Origin of the sequence: Streptococcus sp. HMSC062D07 (assembly GCF_001814215.1) — a bacterium.
GTDB lineage: Bacteria > Bacillota > Bacilli > Lactobacillales > Streptococcaceae > Streptococcus > Streptococcus infantis_I.
In genome coordinates this window covers 297,585-315,233 of the sequence record NZ_KV815334.1, presented here as the reverse complement: position 1 = coordinate 315,233, position 17,649 = coordinate 297,585, and the positions used below count along the sequence as shown (strand labels likewise).

At 36.5% G+C, this 17,649-nt stretch carries 19 protein-coding genes; 9 read left to right on the top strand and 10 right to left on the bottom strand.

Features of this window, described 5'->3' with window-relative positions; genetic code table 11:
* Window positions 1-11 precede the first annotated feature (11 nt).
* The 4 genes from pta to HMPREF2957_RS08335 are packed head-to-tail and all read right to left on the bottom strand — an operon-like array spanning window position 12 to window position 3,371.
* The gene (gene pta, locus HMPREF2957_RS08350; protein WP_070678924.1) at window positions 12-986 is read right to left on the bottom strand and encodes a phosphate acetyltransferase; all 975 of its coding nucleotides are present in this window, start codon (window positions 984-986) and stop codon (window positions 12-14) included.
* 15 nt (window positions 987-1,001) lie between these two features.
* Window positions 1,002-1,901, bottom strand: coding sequence for an RluA family pseudouridine synthase (locus HMPREF2957_RS08345; protein WP_049496227.1), 900 nt, complete (start codon window positions 1,899-1,901; stop codon window positions 1,002-1,004).
* Window positions 1,898-2,716 (bottom strand): NAD kinase, encoded by an 819-nt coding sequence (locus tag HMPREF2957_RS08340; protein WP_004252947.1) that lies wholly within the window; start codon window positions 2,714-2,716, stop codon window positions 1,898-1,900. Before HMPREF2957_RS08340 ends, HMPREF2957_RS08345 begins: the two co-directional genes overlap by 4 nt.
* Complete coding sequence (locus HMPREF2957_RS08335) at window positions 2,700-3,371, bottom strand: GTP diphosphokinase (protein ID WP_004252944.1); 672 nt, start codon at window positions 3,369-3,371, stop codon at window positions 2,700-2,702. Before HMPREF2957_RS08335 ends, HMPREF2957_RS08340 begins: the two co-directional genes overlap by 17 nt.
* A gap of 133 nt (window positions 3,372-3,504) precedes the next feature.
* Here HMPREF2957_RS08335 and HMPREF2957_RS08330 point away from each other — a divergent pair, with 133 nt between their 5' ends.
* From HMPREF2957_RS08330 to HMPREF2957_RS08295, 8 genes are all read left to right on the top strand, one after another.
* Window positions 3,505-4,074, top strand: coding sequence for a CYTH domain-containing protein (locus HMPREF2957_RS08330; RefSeq protein WP_070678922.1), 570 nt, complete (start codon window positions 3,505-3,507; stop codon window positions 4,072-4,074).
* A gap of 122 nt (window positions 4,075-4,196) precedes the next feature.
* Window positions 4,197-5,147 (top strand): ribose-phosphate diphosphokinase, encoded by a 951-nt coding sequence (locus HMPREF2957_RS08325; protein WP_006148522.1) that lies wholly within the window; start codon window positions 4,197-4,199, stop codon window positions 5,145-5,147.
* Between the two features lie 15 nt (window positions 5,148-5,162).
* Entirely contained in the window at window positions 5,163-6,281 is a 1,119-nt protein-coding gene (locus HMPREF2957_RS08320) for a cysteine desulfurase family protein (protein WP_070678920.1), read from the top strand.
* A 5-nt stretch (window positions 6,282-6,286) separates the two neighbouring features.
* Window positions 6,287-6,634, top strand: a complete 348-nt coding sequence (locus tag HMPREF2957_RS08315; RefSeq protein WP_004252935.1) for a DUF1831 domain-containing protein — start codon at window positions 6,287-6,289, stop codon at window positions 6,632-6,634.
* A 9-nt stretch (window positions 6,635-6,643) separates the two neighbouring features.
* Window positions 6,644-6,859, top strand: a complete 216-nt coding sequence (locus HMPREF2957_RS08310; protein ID WP_004252933.1) for a DUF4649 family protein — start codon at window positions 6,644-6,646, stop codon at window positions 6,857-6,859.
* 82 nt (window positions 6,860-6,941) lie between these two features.
* On the top strand, window positions 6,942-7,583 hold the full coding sequence (locus HMPREF2957_RS08305; RefSeq protein ID WP_070678918.1) for a redox-sensing transcriptional repressor Rex: 642 nt from the start codon (window positions 6,942-6,944) through the stop codon (window positions 7,581-7,583).
* Window positions 7,584-7,598: 15 nt separating this feature from the next.
* Entirely contained in the window at window positions 7,599-8,288 is a 690-nt protein-coding gene (locus HMPREF2957_RS08300) for a gamma-glutamyl-gamma-aminobutyrate hydrolase family protein (RefSeq protein WP_070678916.1), read from the top strand.
* A gap of 24 nt (window positions 8,289-8,312) precedes the next feature.
* On the top strand, window positions 8,313-8,825 hold the full coding sequence (locus HMPREF2957_RS08295; protein WP_070678914.1) for a hypothetical protein: 513 nt from the start codon (window positions 8,313-8,315) through the stop codon (window positions 8,823-8,825).
* Between the two features lie 2 nt (window positions 8,826-8,827).
* Here the strand turns inward: HMPREF2957_RS08295 and radC are convergent, their stop codons facing one another.
* The gene (gene radC / locus HMPREF2957_RS08290) at window positions 8,828-9,508 is read right to left on the bottom strand and encodes a RadC family protein (protein ID WP_070678912.1); all 681 of its coding nucleotides are present in this window, start codon (window positions 9,506-9,508) and stop codon (window positions 8,828-8,830) included.
* Between the two features lie 63 nt (window positions 9,509-9,571).
* Window positions 9,572-10,852: an O-acetylhomoserine aminocarboxypropyltransferase/cysteine synthase family protein gene (locus HMPREF2957_RS08285; RefSeq protein WP_025170182.1), complete on the bottom strand. Its 1,281-nt coding sequence runs from the start codon at window positions 10,850-10,852 to the stop codon at window positions 9,572-9,574.
* A 191-nt stretch (window positions 10,853-11,043) separates the two neighbouring features.
* Here HMPREF2957_RS08285 and HMPREF2957_RS08280 point away from each other — a divergent pair, with 191 nt between their 5' ends.
* Window positions 11,044-11,739, top strand: coding sequence for a VIT1/CCC1 transporter family protein (locus HMPREF2957_RS08280; RefSeq protein WP_016465853.1), 696 nt, complete (start codon window positions 11,044-11,046; stop codon window positions 11,737-11,739).
* Between the two features lie 591 nt (window positions 11,740-12,330).
* Here the strand turns inward: HMPREF2957_RS08280 and HMPREF2957_RS08275 are convergent.
* The 4 genes from HMPREF2957_RS08275 to HMPREF2957_RS08260 form a co-directional block, all read right to left on the bottom strand.
* Entirely contained in the window at window positions 12,331-12,831 is a 501-nt protein-coding gene (locus HMPREF2957_RS08275; RefSeq protein WP_070678910.1) for a hypothetical protein, read from the bottom strand.
* Window positions 12,828-13,451: an ATP-binding cassette domain-containing protein gene (locus HMPREF2957_RS08270; protein WP_070678908.1), complete on the bottom strand. Its 624-nt coding sequence runs from the start codon at window positions 13,449-13,451 to the stop codon at window positions 12,828-12,830. The genes HMPREF2957_RS08275 and HMPREF2957_RS08270 overlap by 4 nt, the downstream gene beginning before the upstream one ends.
* Entirely contained in the window at window positions 13,448-15,421 is a 1,974-nt protein-coding gene (locus tag HMPREF2957_RS08265) for an ABC transporter permease (RefSeq protein ID WP_070678906.1), read from the bottom strand. Before HMPREF2957_RS08265 ends, HMPREF2957_RS08270 begins: the two co-directional genes overlap by 4 nt.
* 205 nt (window positions 15,422-15,626) lie before the next feature.
* A complete protein-coding gene (locus HMPREF2957_RS08260) occupies window positions 15,627-17,624 on the bottom strand; it encodes an ABC transporter permease (protein ID WP_070678904.1) in 1,998 nt (665 codons plus the stop codon).
* Window positions 17,625-17,649 lie beyond the last annotated feature (25 nt).

Sequence of the window (17,649 nt, the reverse complement as noted above, 5' to 3'; positions counted from 1 at the left end):
GGATACCATTCTTATTGATGAACAGCTTGTGCTGCTGTAATTAGAGTTAGTTTGTAAACATCGTCAGAGTTACATCCACGTGAAAGGTCATTTACTGGTTTGTTAAGACCTTGCAAAACTGGTCCAACTGCAGCAAATCCACCTAGACGTTCTGCCATCTTGTAACCAATGTTACCAGCTTCAATACCTGGGAAGATAAAGACATTAGCTTGTCCAGCTACATTACTTCCTGGTGCTTTAAGAGCTGCAGTTTCTGGAACAAAGGCAGCGTCAAATTGCAACTCACCATCGATTTCAAGGTCAGGACGCAAGTCGTGTGCGATTTTTGTTGCTTCAACTACCTTGTCAACACTTTCGCCAAAACCTGAGCCTTTAGTTGAATAGCTAAGCATAGCAATCTTAGGTTCAATACCAAACATTTTAGCAGTGATAGCAGAGTTAATAGCAATTTCAGCTAGAGCGTCAGCATCTGGGTTGATGTTGATAGCACAGTCACCAAACAAGTAACGTTCAGTACCACGAACCATAAGGAAGGCACCTGATGTACGGCTCACATTCGGACGAGTTTTAATGATTTGAAGAGCTGGACGAACTGTTGAAGCTGTAGAGTGAATAGCTCCTGAAACCATACCATCAACCAAGCCCATATAAACTAACATCACACCAAAGTAGTTAACATCATTGATGAGTACTTCTCTCGCTTCTTCTTCTGTCATTTTTCCTTTACGACGTTCAACAAGTGAAGCTACCATATCTTCGAATTGTGGGTAATGTTCTGGATTGATGACTTCGTAACCTTCTGTAATTCCTTCGATTTCGAGATAGATTTTAATCTTGTCAGGGTTTCCTAGGAGTACAGGGATAACTTCTGTTTCCTTTACCAAGCGCTTCGTTGCTTGTAGGATACGTGGTTCTTCACCTTCAGGTAGAACGATGCGAGCATTTTTACCAACTAGGTTGGCTTTCAAACTTTCAAAAACTTCCATGAGTTTTGACTCCTTTTAAGATAAATTATTATTTGATAACTGTGTAATAAGTGTGTCGAAATCATCCGGCAGTGGGCATTCTAGCTCTAACTGCTCTTCTAAGAAAGGATGATAAAACGACAAGTAATGGCAATGTAGAGCCTGGCGTTGGATGCCGTGTTCTAAGCTTCCCCCATAAAGATCATCTCCAAGTAATGGAAATTCAATATGCGAGAAATGTACCCGAATCTGGTGGGTTCTTCCGGTGTGGAGACGAATATCAACTAAGTGAATATTCCCATAAGATGCCACGATTTGATAGGACGTATGGGCATATTTTCCACCCTTTGCTACTCGTCGAGTGATGATAGAATCTTCATCTCGGGCTATCGGAGCTATGATTTCTCCCTGAGGTTCCAGATGACCATCTCCCTTGACTAAGGCATAATAACGCTTTTCAATAGCCTTTTTTTGCAACTGTTTATCTAATCTGGCATGCGCATAGCCGTGTTTAGCAAAAAGCATTAATCCAGAGGTATCTCTATCAAGCCGAGTCACAATATGAACCTGTTGATTCTCATAGTTTTGTTTTACATAGTAACCTTTGATAAAGTTGGCAATGGTATTGGAATGATTGACACTAGGGATGGATGCAACACCAAAGGGTTTATTGATAATCAAGAAATGATCATCTTCAAATAGAATATCTAGAGGATAATCAATTGCTTCAAGTGTCTCGAATCCTTCCTCTGGAGGAATATCAATGACGACTTCATCTCCGATATCTAGGAGATAGGTTGCATTCTGCGGATGCCCGTTTACTCGAATATCACCACCTCGAAACTTAATCTTGGCAAGTAACCCTTTTGAAACTTCATGTTTTTTCAGAAAGGTTTTGACCTTGACGTGTTCGTCAGCAATAAACTGAAACCTCATTCGTCCACCTCACCAATAAAGGCATCTTTAACACGATTCCAAAAACTGGTGTGGCTTGGTGTGGCTACAAAATGAATTTTGTGGTGATCAATCTGATACTCTATTTTCTCAATATTTCGGAAAGAATAAATACTATTATCGATTGAGATTGTGTGATAGTCATTTCGTGTTGGTATCAATTCAATCTTGTCTTTTTTAGGAACAATAATTGATGAACCTAGTGTGCGGTAGATTCTGTTGTTCAAACTAGCAATTTCAGCCAATTGTAGTGCCTCTATGGTCGGGTGCAGTACTGCTCCACCAAGTGATTTATTATAAGCAGTACTTCCAGTCGGAGTTGAAACTGTCAGGCCGTCACCACGAAAGCGTTCGAAGGGAACATGGTTAATAATGACATCAGCAACCATAGTTCGATCCGCTCGACGAATGCTAGCTTCATTTAGTGCTCGGAAAGACTTGACTTCACCATTTTCGAGAAATATTTTGACACTTAAGAGTGGATAAGACACTTGAGCACCATTATCCAACTGTAAATTTGTAACCAATTGGTCCAACTCAAAATCACGATAATCCGTATAAAAACCTAAATGTCCTGTATGAACCCCAACAAAACGAACCTTATCCAGTTGGTTTTCATACTTATGAAAAGCAGACAACAACATCCCATCTCCACCAATAGAGACGACGATATCTGGATTTTTATCATTCAGGATAAAATTATTCTTTTTTAATCGTTCTTTTAATTCGAATAGAACTTTCTGACTCTGAGGCTTACGGTTGGCAATAAGGTCAATTCGTTTACCTGTATTCTTCATCGGTATCGTCACTGTTTCCTACCCCGTCATTTAACTTTCTGTGCAAAGGATCAAAGAGCGCTTGTGCTTCCTGGATATCAGCACGTATTTTACTCATTTCTTCGTCTAGCTGATGTGAAATTCTGGCTGTAATCTCAAGTCTTTCTTTGATTTCCTCTGGGAAATCTCCTTGATATTTATAGTTGAGTGAATGTTCGATTGTAGCCCAAAAGTTCATAGCCAAGGTACGAATTTGAATCTCAACTAGAATGGTTTTTGCACCGTAAATCGTATCAACCATATACTCAATAATCACATGATAAGAACGATAACCCGAAGCCTTTCGATGAGTAATGTAATCACGTTCTTGAACAACTCTCATATCCTGTCTTTTACGAAGGATAGAAACAACCTCGTTTACGTCGTCTACAAATTGAACCATGACACGTAAACCTGCAATATCTTGCAAATCCTGTTCAAGTGTGTCATAGCCAATACCCCGGCGTGCCATTTTTTCTTTGATACTTTCAATCGGTTTAACCCGACCCGTGACAAACTCGATTGGAGAATGTCGGTTTTGTTTTCTGTATTGTTTTCGGATTCCTCGGAGTTTTATTTTTAATTCTCCGACAGCTTGAATGTAAGGATCTAAAAATTCTTCCCATTCTGTAATCATATAACTCTTACGTCCAATTCTCTATGCAGTTTAATTTATCTAGTTTTTGATTTTCTCATGAAAATCTTATACAATAAATACAATGTTTATTATACCATAAATCGCTTTCAAATATAAAGAAAAGGTTATAAAAATGAAACATTTAGAAATAGAAATGAAAACACTTCTCAGTGAAGAAGAATATAATCGATTGCTAGCTCAATTTTCAGAAGTCACTCCTGTTACACAAAAAAATTACTACTTAGATACGCCTGATTTTTATCTTCGACATCATAAAATTGCTATGCGCATTCGTACTTTCGATACAAGCGCTGAATTGACTATTAAGATTCCTCAAGAAGTCGGAAATATGGAATACAACCAATCCCTTACTCTTGAGGAAGCTAACGATTGTCTCGAAGAATGTAAACTCCCTCAGGGCATGATTATGGACGAACTAAAAAATCGAGGACTCTCACCAAATGGTTGGGTAGTTTTAGGTTGCCTAACTACTGTTCGTTACGAAAAAGAAACAGCTATTGGGCTCATGGCTCTTGATCAAAGCCACTACTTCGATATTGTTGATTATGAACTTGAACTGGAAGTAGAAAACGGCGTCCAAGGAAACCTTGATTTTCAAGAGTTTTTACGAGCAAATGAAATCCAATATAAGAAGGCTCCTTCAAAATTAGTACGATTTATAGAAAATATGAAAAAATACTGAAATAATCTTCTTTTTTTGATAAAATAGAAGGGATAAAAAATAATAGAATCTGTGAAAGAAAACACTTTCCTTTAAAAATGTTTTTTCACCGATTTACTTAGTTTATAGAGGACGGTTTATCAATGTCAGATACAAAAAATATGAAGCTTTTTTCTCTTTCATCCAATCATGAAATAGCTCAAAAAATTGCAGATGCTGCAGGTGTTCCACTTGGAAAGTTGTCATCACGTCAATTCTCCGATGGTGAAATCCAGGTTAATATCGAAGAAAGTGTTCGTGGATATGATGTTTATATCATCCAATCAACCAGCTACCCTGTAAATAACCACTTGATGGAACTATTAATCATGGTTGACGCCTGTGTTCGTGCTAGTGCAAATACCATTAACGTTGTGCTTCCATACTTTGGTTATGCTCGTCAAGACCGTATCGCTTCTTCGCGTGAACCTCTTACAGCTAAACTTGTTGCAAATATGTTGGTAAAAGCTGGAGTTAGCCGTGTTTTGACACTGGACCTTCATGCTGTTCAGGTACAAGGTTTCTTTGATATTCCTGTAGATAACCTCTATACAATTCCGCTATTTGCAAAACACTACATTGATAAAGGTTTAACTGGTCCAGATGTGGTTGTTGTCAGCCCTAAAAACTCAGGTGTAAAACGTGCTCGTAGCCTTGCTGAATACCTTGATGCTCCGATTGCTATTATTGACTATGCTCAAGATGATTCTGAACGTAGCCAAGGTTACATTATCGGAGAGGTTGAAGGTAAGAAAGCAATCTTAATCGATGACATTCTTAATACAGGCCGTACTTTCTCTGAAGCTGCCAAAATTTTGGAACGCGATGGTGCTACTGAAATCTACGCGGTATCCAGCCATGGATTGTTCGTCAACGGTGCTGCAGAGTTGTTGGATGCAGCTAATATCAAGGAAGTCTTGGTGACAGATTCTGTATTGACAGAAAGTAAAAAACCTAAGAATGTACAATATATTACAGCAAGCGAACTAATTGGTGATGCCATGGTTCGTATTCATGAAAGAAAACCAGTTAGTCCACTATTTAAATTTAAATAGAAATTAGGTGAGTTTTTGATTTATTTAGATAATGCTGCTACGACACCCATGTCATCTGCAGCTATCTCAGCAATGACTCAAGTCATGCAAGAGACTTATGGCAATCCTTCTAGTATTCATGGTCATGGGCGTCAAGCAGGAAAATTATTACGTGAAGCCCGTCAAGAGTTAGCAGGTATACTAGGTACAAAGCCCCAACACATTTTCTTCACTTCTGGTGGTACAGAAAGTAATAATACAGCTATTATCGGCTACTGTCTTCGTCATCAAAATCGCGGAAAACACATTATTACTACTGCTATCGAGCATCACGCTGTGCTTGAACCAATTGAATATCTGGTGGAAAATTTTGGGTTTGAAGTGACTATTTTAAAACCCGACGACAATCATGAAATCACTGCAGATCAAGTCAAAAATGCACTGCGTGAAGATACTATTCTCGTTTCAACTATGTATGTTAACAATGAAACAGGTACTCTTTTACCAATCGCTGAAATTGGTCAGATTTTAAAAGTCCATTCAGCTGCTTATCATGTAGATGCTGTTCAAGCTGTCGGGAAGCTAGAGATTCTTCCTGAAGAACTAGGAATAGATTTCCTCAGTGCTTCTGCTCATAAATTTCACGGTCCAAAGGGTATCGGTTTCCTATACGCTGCTTCTACAGATTTTGATCCTTATCTACATGGTGGAGATCAAGAACAGAAAAAAAGAGCAGGGACAGAAAACCTTCCCGCAATTATAGGTATGGTTGCAGCTCTTAAGGACGATATAGATCATCTAGAGGCTAACTTTAATAAAGTTCAAAAACTAAAGAAAGTTTTTCTAACTGAGATGGCTGGCTCAACCTATTATCTCAATCAAGGTAAAGAGCAACTCCCTTATGTCCTAAATATCGGATTTCCGGGACAACGCAACGATCTACTACTACTTCGTTTAGACCTTGAAGGTATTTCTATTTCAACAGGTTCTGCTTGTACAGCTGGTGTTGTTCAGGTCAGTCATGTTCTTCAAGCCTTCTACGGAGAAGAATCCCCTCGCTTAAACGAGTCTGTACGCGTCAGCATTTCACCTTTAAATACAGAACAAGAAATGATAACTCTTGCTAAAACTCTTAAAAATATCATCGGAGGATAAACTTAATGGCATTTGAACAAACGATTAAACTTAAAAATTGTCGTTACGAATACACACTTAGTCCAACTGTTAAAAAATTTACGCTTAAAGATAATACTTTTTTTGAAACTAAAGTTGGTAACTATGAATTAACGCGACTACTTGAAAAAGTTCCAAATAGCGGAGAAGGATTCCAACTTAAGATTATCATCAACAAAGACTTAACTGGTGTAAAAATCAATATCACTGATAAATTTGGTCTACGTTTAGTTGATATCTTCAAATCAGAAGAAACTCATATCCACCAAGAGAAATTCTACTTTTTGATGGATAGCCTGGTTGAACGTGGCGTATTTACAAAAAGCGAAAGATAGAAGGTCATTATGTTTCGATTAACTTACAAGGACTCCTATCAAGTAGAGCGTGTGCAAGAATACGAAGACTATGAAGCTCTTATGCTCTCTCTATCAGGTTGTGTAACTCTCCCTGATACTACTCATATTACTTCATTAACACATGATGGAGTTGAAATCTATCAAGGACTTCTTGGTAACCTCTACCGCTTTTTAAGAACTTACCACGAAACTAAGATAAACTAAGATTTTTTCTTAGTTTTTTTTCGTTATTGTTGCAATTTTCACAAGCTTTCTATAAAATAGTAGATAGAAAGGTTGTGATTTTGTGAAAGAAAAACAGTCTGCTATTCCTAAAGCAACAGCAAAGAGACTTTCTCTCTATTACCGTATTTTTAAAAGATTTAATGCCGAGAAAATTGAAAGAGCTAATTCCAAACAAATTGCAGAAGCGATTGGAATTGATTCTGCCACTGTTCGTCGTGACTTCTCTTACTTTGGTGAACTTGGACGTCGTGGATTTGGCTATGATGTCAAAAAGCTCATGAACTTTTTCGCTGATCTTTTAAATGATAATTCTATTACCAATGTTATGCTTGTGGGTATTGGAAATATGGGACATGCCCTCCTCCACTACCGCTTTCATGAGCGTAATAAAATGAAAATCATCATGGCTTTTGACCTAGATGATCATCCTGAGGTTGGTACCAAGACACCCGACGGTGTCCCAATCTATGGAATCTCTCAAATAAAGGATAAAGTTAAGGATAGTGATGTTAAAACTGCTATTCTTACTGTTCCTAGTGTTAAATCTCAAGAAGTTGCGGAACTTTTGGTTGATGCTGGTATCAAAGGTATCCTCAGTTTTTCTCCTGTTCACCTACATCTTCCTAAAGACGTAGTTGTTCAGTATGTCGATCTTACTAGCGAACTTCAAACCCTCCTCTATTTCATGCGAAAAGAGGATTAGAAAGCGAATTGATTTATGAAAAAACCAGTTATTGGGATTACAGGAAACGAAAAAGCCCATCCAGACGATGAGCTTATGATGAGTTATGCTGCCCAAGGCTTTGTTGAAGGAGTTAAGGAAGCTGGAGGTATCCCCATTATCCTACCAATTGGTGATGAAGAAATGGCCGGTTACTACATTAGTTTAATTGATAAACTTATTTTAACTGGTGGACAAAATGTTGACCCTAAATACTATGGTGAGCCAAAAGCTATTGATAGCGACGATTACCACCTTCAACGTGATATTTTTGAGTTAGCCCTCATTAAAGAAGCAATCAAGCAAAAGAAACCAATTTTTTCTGTCTGTCGTGGTACTCAACTTTTTAACGTAGCCATGGGCGGGTCTCTTTATCAAGATATCGAAGATCATTGGCAAGATACTTCCGCTGAATACACCACTCAGCGGCTTGTCACCGAACCAGATACTATTCTAAGAGAAATCTATGGAGAAATCTCTCATATCAATTCTTTCCACCATCAGAGCATCAAAGATTTAGCTCCTAATCTTAAGGTTGTAGCACATGATCCTAAAGATGGTATTATCGAAGCTGTTACAACTACGGACGGTTTCCCTTATCTTGGTGTTCAATGGCATCCTGAATTTCTCTTTGAAAATCGCCCCAAAGATAAAACACTTTTCGACTATGTCATCAATGAATTATAATTTTGATAAATTAGCTAATTAATTATGAATGAACTTAATCTACCTTCTACTCACGAGCTTTTGAGAGATTTAGAAGTTAATGTTTTCTCATCTGTTAAGAGCAAGGAAATTGACCATTTCTCAACCTATAAGGAAAAGAAAATAGAAGTTTATTTTCAACTTTCTAATCTATATAGTCTTTTAACGGCAGAAAGTTACCAATCATTTTCTAAGAATAAAGAGTATCTCGACAAACTCTCACTAAAAGACAAACAAAAAGAACTGAAAGAAATGTCTAAAAAGGCAAAACCATTTTGTAAAAAGGCAGATGCTAAATTTAAAGGCAGATTTCGTTCTTCGCTTGTCTTTTACAGAGATATCTTAATCCACTCAAAAAAGTATTATAAAATTGAAGACTTCAATGCTATTATTGACTTTATCGTGCAAGAAAAGTTGCTAGTCCCTACAATTGATCCTCTTCCTAAAATTGATATGAACGAAGTTGAGTCCTATGCTTTACAAGCGTTTGAGCAGGGGCCTCTAAACTTCAAAAAATAATCTTATATTAGGTCCGTCTTCTCGCGGTAACTAAAATAATCAGAATGAGAGACAATTAAATGGTCCAATAACACCAATCCCATTAATTCACAGGCTTCTTTAACAAGCTTCGTAACATGGTCATCATTGGGGCTAGGAACTACTGCTCCTGATGGATGATTATGAACAAGAATCACAGATGTTGCCATATGCTTCAAAGCGTAGTGGAGAATTTCTCTCGGTTCAGCAATGCTTCTCGTGGCAGACCCGATAAAAATAGTCTGTTGGTGAATAATTTGATTTTGAGTATTCAGATAGAGCGCCACTAGGTGCTCTTGTTTTTTATCTCCAAGCTCAGACTGCATCTTTTTAGCTAACTTTCGACTACTGAGAATACTCTCCATTTCCACTGTTTCCCTTTTATGGATACGGTAGCCTAATTCAATAACGGCTTGTAGTTCGATAGCCTTAACACGTCCAATACCCGATAGAGTCTGCAATTCCTGTAGACTCATTTTTTTTAGGTCAGTTAAACATGTCAGCTGATTTAAGATCTTCTGTGCTATTTCAAAAACATTGGCCTGTTTTATGCCTGTCCTTAGTAATATTGCCAGTAATTCTTGGTTGCTGAGTGCTTCTACTCCTTCTCTAACTAGTCTCTCTCTTGGTAAAAGCGAATCTTCTTGAAATGAAATACTATACATAAAAATCCTCCTCACTTTATTATTCGTGAGAAGGATGCTTAATTTCATAAAAACTAGTTATTTTTAGATTTTTTCAAGTGCTAGTCGTAAATCTTCAATCAAATCATCGACATTTTCTAGTCCAATTGATAGACGGATTTGATTTTTAGTTACTCCTGCTGCTTCTAAGTCAGAGTCAGACAATTGAGAATGAGTTGTAGTTGCTGGATGAACGACCAATGATTTGGCATCTGCTACGTTTGCAAGGTTTGAAAAGATTTCTAAGCTATCAATCACCTTACGAGCTTCTGCTTCTCCGCCTTTAACGTGGAAGGTAAAGATTGAACCAACACCTTTTGGTAAATATTTCTCCGCCAAGGCATGGTAAGGGCTATCAGCTAATTTTGGATAATTGACTTTTTCAACTTTTGGATGGTTCACAAGGAAATCAACGATTTTCTCAGCATTTTGAACATGACGTTCAACACGGAGAGATAGTGTCTCAAGACCTTGTAGGAGCAAGAATGAGTTAAATGGTGAAAGGGCAGCTCCCATATCGCGAAGCAATTGCACGCGAGCAGCAACGATAAAGGCTGCAGCACCAACATCACGAGTATAGCTGATATTGTGGTAGCTTGGATCTTCATCGACTAATTGAGGGAATTTCCCTGAAGCAGCCCAGTCAAACTTACCGCTATCAACAATGACACCGCCAATAGTTGTACCGTGTCCACCGATAAATTTAGTCGCCGAGTGAACCGAGATATCTACACCGTGTGAAAAGACATTGATAAGATAAGGCGTTGCAAAGGTATTGTCTGAAACCAAAGGAATCTGATGTTTATGAGCAATTTCAGCTATTTTTTCAATATCAGGAATGTTGATAACTGGATTACCCAAAGTTTCAATCAAAACAAGTTTTGTATTATCTTTAATCGCTGCCTCTACTTCTTCTAGATTATCAATATCAACAAAAGTTGTGGTGATTCCGTAACGAGGAAGGGTTTCTTTCAAAAGGTTAAAGGTCCCACCGTAGATAGTTGAAGCTGCAACCACATGATCACCAGCATGAGCAAGTCCGAGGATAGTATAAGTAAGAGCTGCCATCCCAGAAGCTGTGGCAAGTGCACCTACTCCGCCTTCTAGTGCTGCAATACGCTCTTCAAATGCTGAAGTTGTTGGATTGGTAATACGAGTATAGATATTTCCAGCTTTTTGAAGGGCAAAAAGATCTGCACCCTCCTGTGTATCTTCAAATACAAAAGATGTTGTTTGGTAAATTGGTACAGCACGAGACTTGGTAGTAGCATCTACCACTTGTCCTGCATGCAATTGTAGGGTTTCAAATTTAAATTCACGAGTCATCATCAGACCTCCAAAGATTTCATTAGTTTAATTGTATCATCTATGGCAGTCAGTTACAAATACAACTTTGTTATATATTGGCATAAGTAATAGCTATGGCTATTATTAAAATTGTAGAACTTTTTTCAGAAAGTTTAAAAAGTTTGTTTTTACTTCTCCTATACTTTATAATGGATAAAAAGGAGAAGACTATGTCAGAAATTACACATGAAATTGATTCAAACTTCGCTGGTCGTTTAAACATTTTACGTGCTGGTGTACTGGGAGCAAATGATGGAATCATCTCTATCGCTGGAGTTGTTATCGGCGTTGCCAGTGCAACCAGTAATATTTGGATAATCTTTCTTTCAGGTTTGGCTGCCATCTTAGCGGGTGCCTTCTCTATGGCTGGAGGTGAATATGTTTCAGTATCTACTCAAAAAGACACCGAAGAAGCCGCAGTAGCTCGTGAGCAATTACTTTTGGATAAGGATATCGAGGCTGCAAAGAAATCTCTTTATGCTGCTTATCTTCAAAATGGTGAGTGTGAAACTTCTGCTCAACTTTTAGTCAATAAAGCTTTTCTTAAAAATCCACTTAAAGCTTTAGTTGAAGAAAAATACGGAATTGAGTATGAAGAGTTTACCAATCCTTGGCATGCTGCAGCATCTAGCTTCATCGCTTTTGTTCTTGGAAGTCTACCACCAATGCTTTCCATTACCATCTTTCCAAGTGACTATCGAATCCCTGCTACTGTTTTTATCGTTGCGATTTCTCTATTGATTACAGGTTATACCAGTGCCAAACTTGGGAAAGCCCCAACTAAAACAGCTATGATTCGTAACCTTTGTATCGGTCTTTTAACCATGGGAGTGACCTATCTATTGGGTCAGTTGTTTAGTATTTAAGGTAAAAATTGATGCTGAGCAAAAACTAGATTAAAAATAAAACCACACAGTGATTTCAAGCTTGAATAGCATCAAGCCGAAAGAAATACTGTGTGGTTTTTGAATAGTAGACCTTTTAGAGTCTAAACTACTGGCCAATTTTGCTAGATTTATAGTCGTGAAGGTGAATCCTAACTCTGTTTAAATGGCTTATTTGCCTCTAATACTCAATGAAAATCAAATAGCAAACTAGGAAACTAGCCACATGCTGTACTTGAGTACATCAAGGCGACGCTAAAGCAGTTTGAATTTGATTTTCGAAGAGTATTAATTATAAACCATGACATGAGAAAGTGATTCTTTCATAAAATACTGGTACTGAACCTCTGAAATATTAAATGATGCAACAACTGCTCAATTATTGATAAACATAAATTGATGATGCGATGGACCTAACTTTGTATGCACATGATACATATAAGTAAACTGAATGTCATTGTTTTCTTCAGGACTATTTGTAAGTTTTATCAACTAAAAAGCGCGAGTATTAAGATAAAATACTAGGATTATAAATTGACTTTTTTTCTATCAAAACAGGCAAATAAATCGCAATCACTTACTTTTTTCTTTAAAAGATTCATATATTTTTTTATATACCACTTTTATATCTTTTTTCTGAGAATTCAACTCTTCATTACCGTAGTCAAAATTTGCTACTACAAATCCCTCGTCAGCATTAGAAAAAGTAAAAAATTCTATTCCAATGAGTTTATTATGCTTAGAGTCCTCAATAGTGTCTCCTAAATTATTATTAAATTGCTTCACTTCTTCTTCACGAACTCCGAACCCAGAAGCAGCACCATTTGCAATGATGTTTGAAAATACTTCTTCTGAAGACGCTACTTCTTTCACAGTTATGATGTATGTAGCTTCTTCCGTTTCTACTTGTTTCACTTTATTCCATTTTTCTGTATCACTAGAAGAAACCGTAAAAACTGTTAACTCCAACGTTGGTTTATTGGTATTCTCTTTTGAGATCATTTGTTTTCTAAAAAAGAAGAAGGCAAGTAACCCAGCTACAAAGATCAAAGCAATATAAATTATCTTTTTCATACATTATCCCCTATATCTTTCATATCAATGATCACATCAACTTTATTATAGACAGCTGGATCATGCGTCGCTATAATAACATATTTGTCTTCATCTCTTTCATTTAATAATAAACGAATAATTTCTTTTCCAATCTCACCATCTAAAGCTCCTGTGGGTTCATCTGCTAAGATAATTTTACGTGGTTTCATTAACATTCTAGCAATAGCTACACGTTGAGCCTGCCCTCCAGACAATTCATATATTTTTTGATGTAAATAGTCGCTTGACAGTCCTACTTTTTCAAGTACATCAGTTATTATTTTTTTGTCTTTAGTGATAAGTTTCAGATTATCATATACTGTTTTGTTTTCGATTAAAGAATAATTCTGAAATACATATCCAACAGTATTTTTAAAGAAGGTTCTTTCTTTTATCTTCCAAATATCCTGTTTATCAACTAAAACGTTCCCACTATCAATTTTTTCTAATCTTCCTATAATATTAAGAAGAGTACTCTTACCAGAGCCAGAACCTCCAATCAATGCATAGCTTTTTCCAGATTCAAATTTTAAATTTAAGTCTGTAAAAATCTTTTTTGATCCAAAACTTTTTGAAACGTTCAAAAGGTCAATTGTCATGTTTCATCTCCTTTTAAAATTTTAGTGTAGCTTTCAGATAATTTTCTAAAACTCATTATGATTGACAACATCAAAACTAGTATAGAAGCAAGACCAATATACAGCAACTCTATTTGACCTGTCATAAGAAATGTAAATAGGATAACCATTGTAATAATAATCATAAAATACTTGAGACTTGAAATTGCTATATATGTTTTTGACAGACCCAAAATGATTTTTTTCACATATTCATTCTGTTTTAGGGCAATATAAAGTTGGACATATTGATAAATGAGTATAAAGACAATACTGTAAATTATCTTCTGCAAGATTTGTGAAAGTAGAATTTGGTGCTCTAAGGACAGGATCTTTAATTTCACAATTTGATAAACATCTACTGGATTCATTGAAACATTCAACTGGGTAGCCATCTCATTTATTTTCTTTACCGCCTCAGGACTAAAAAGAGACTTATTAGTTATATTACTAGCCAAAGTAAACTTGTTGTTTTCGATCATTTTGTCTGTATCTAACACAACAACAATGTTATCTTTACTATCTGCTAGACTTGCCATTGGTAAAATATCTTTATTTTTATGATCGATATCAGCATCCTCATTGAAATAAAAAATTTTATTACCATCAGGAATTATTTGTACTGCAAGCTCTTCTTTTGTATAGTTTGTTCCAATAAATTGTTCTGCTACAACTGTATTCTCAATGGATTTCTGGTTTTCTTTCCATTTTTCAGGAATATAGATGGTTGCTATCTTAATATCTAAAAGATGATAGTTTGTTCCATTCACTTTATTTTGTAGGTTAGCACCTGCTTGATTGATATAAATCAACTCTTTATTTATTTCTGGATTCGTTATTCCGTCATTTTCTAATTGTTTAGAAAAGTCTTCTAAAGCATGAGATGTATCTGGAACATAGGCCGAGGATCGTTCTATATATAAATAATCTAAGTTTTTTAAGGAAGCAGCTATCTGTAGATACTGACCATCCGAATCACTTACTTCTCCATTTTTAGCAGAGTTATTTTCAATTCCAAGGAACTCAATCCTTCTCCAGTCTTTTACTGTGTCCCATGGTACTAAATTCTGTATCTGTATGTTAATACTGGATTGGCTACTCTTTGTTTCTTGTAAAAAAATTCCTGATACAACGATAATAATCGAAATAATGGCAAGCCATACGACAAAAATAAGCTTGTTTTTCGCCTTGTTTTTGATAATTTCAATGGGCTTTTCAATCTGAATCGTCAACCAAAATAAAACAAAGGTGATGAGATCAATGATTTGAAATAGTATAAAATTCGTTATAAGCAGAGAGAAAAATAACTTAGAACTATAGGTTAAGAAACCATTTCCCAAAAAAGAACTGTAAGAAATCATCAATAAAGCCATCATAATCAGTTCAAAAATAAGAGAAATGCCATACTCTCTTCTAAGGTCGTATACAGGCAAGCCCAAAGAACGTCGTATCACTCCTTCTTTGATCTGCCTCGTCCTAACAACAAATAAAACAACTAATAAAGTTAAGTAAATGGAACCCATTAACAGTATTCTTAAAGTTCCAGTAAATTGTAAGATTCCTCCTATATACCAAGGATAAGCCATATAGACTGTTTGTAGTCCTGTCATCGTAAGTGGTTTCAAACTGTCTACATCCATTTCCCCAAGGGTGTAATACATCCCTATTATCGGTACTGACTTTAACTGTTCATTGTTTGCATCATCGAAATTTACATACTTCAACTGACCCGAACTCTGAACAATCGGCTTGTAAATGGTAACTTTTTCCGTTTTTGATAGGTCACGAATCATTTCGTAAATTTCGTTATTAGAAAGATTGCTTTTCCCTTGAATAGAAAAAGCACCATCAATTGGTAAAGGTATGGGCGTTTCGGTATCGCTAATAGTGACCAGACCAATTGCAGCAATCAAACAAAAGAAGAATCCAATGATACATAATTTTAATTTCATAAGCACTTACCATATCTTTTCATTGGGACTCTTGTTTTCATAAATTATTTTTAGAATCCATAATAATCCCAATATGCATTTAAGCGAACATCGTTTCAAGATTTTTTCTTGAAATGTCTATCTATAATCTTTTTTATCGTGAACTTTAACGTTCCCAAAATATTCGTTGGGGTTAATACTATGATTCCTTGACAAACACTTCTTATTATATTTGAACAATCTTGCGATAACTTCTTGAAGTAATCATAAAGATAAGTACGTAGATGAGGGCAAAGATACTACAAATGGAAAGTGTTACACTTAACATCATAGCTGTATCCACACCACCAATAGCCTTGAGAATCAAACTCAACATGTGATAGGCAAAAGCAAGGTGTAGGAAGGCAAAGATTACAGGGAGGAAGAAGACAGTCAAAACCTGCTTGTTAATGGTTTGCTTGATTTGTTTTTGATCCAAACCAACCTTTTGCAGGATGACAAAGCGTTCACGGTCTTCATAACCTTCTGAGATTTGTTTATAGTAGATAACCAGTACAGTACCTATCATAAAGATGATAGAGAGGAAAATACCAATAAAGAGGACACCTCCATAGAGAACATTCATTTGGGCAATTGCATCACTTGAACCATTACCACCGTAAACCATAGCATCTTCATTCTTGAGATTATGGCTAAAATTATTTACATACGCATCAAAATCATCAGCTAGTTTTAACTGTTCCTCTAGACTTGCGGTGACATCCATACCACCATAAAACTGAGGGTAGACAGCAGAATCTTGGTACTGATCCAAAAAGCTTTGAAGATCTGGTACAACTAGGTAGTTAAAATCTGAAACTAAAAGGATATAGAGATTGGAAACATGGTTAGCTAAAAAATCTTGCTGGATTTCTTGCTTGATACTATACTCCTGACTGTTAAGACTAAATGATTTCTGACCTTTTAGTTGGTTATTTTTAGCCCAAAGACCTACTTCATTACCAGTAAGATTTAGCTTTTGTCCAGTCATTTTTTCATAGTCTTTTTGATCAAATACTAGAAAAACTGTCTTAGGTAATTCCGTGATTTGTTCTTTAGTCATGATGGTTAATTTAGTTCCATCTTGACTAGAAAGGCCAAAGCTAGCATAGCTAAGAACGTCTTTATTGCTAATCGTCAAGTTCTTTTCACTGGCATATTGAGTCAATAGTTGGTCTAAATTCTCAACTTCAATATTATTTCCCTTAGCCTTAACATCGAAATCATGAGGATACATGATATTTTTTATATTTTCAGAACCGTTGTAGATACTGGTTGCTGCTGACATAGTAACCAAAACCATGGTGGAAAGGATGGTAATGGTTGCTAAACCGACAGCGTTTTTCTTCATACGGAAGATAAGGTTAGAAACAGAGATGAGGTTATTTGGTTGGTAGTAATAACGCTTGTTTTTCTTGAGTAAGTGTAAGAAAACTGTAATACCCGCATTGAATAAGAGGTAGGTCGCAACAATTACCAACAGGACGGCTATAAAGAAAGTAACAGTCGCTGAAACTGGATCTTTTACGCTTTGTGCTAGATAGTAGCCACTACCTAGTGCAATTAGCCCTAGTAAAGTTTGAAGGACTAAGAAACGTCCCTTCTTCTCCCCTTTTACTTTTTCACGAGATAGTTGCAGAGCATCCATACGGGCGATTCGAAGGGCATTCAGAAACATGAGGCCTAGGAAAATCAAACCAAAGACAACAAGTACTGTAATGACAACTTTCATCTGGAAGGTAGCGACCAACTCAACCTTCAATTTCATCAGTTTAAGTAAGAAGGCGAAAATCAACTTGTCAAACAAGGCTCCAATACCGATACCTGCTCCAACAGTTAGAATTCCAAATAGCACCAACTCTTTAAAGGTCATACTGATCAGATGACGCTTTTCCAAGCCCAACATACCATAAATCCCCAACTCCTTGGAGCGGTTTTTCATAACAAAACTATTGGCATAAAGGACGATAATGGCTGACGCAAGGGTGACGACAAACATTCCAAATCCTAGAGTAGCTTGAATGGTGGATCCTCCACGGATTTCCGCAATCTTGGGATTGAAGGTTAGAGAGTAAAAGAGATAGCTGATAGTGACTGCCAAAATGACAGCCAAAGCAAACGGATAATAGAGTTTGCGGTTTTTAATTAAGTTGGATATGGCCAACTTATTGGTTAATCGAAACATACTAGTTCACCTCACTTGCCATAAC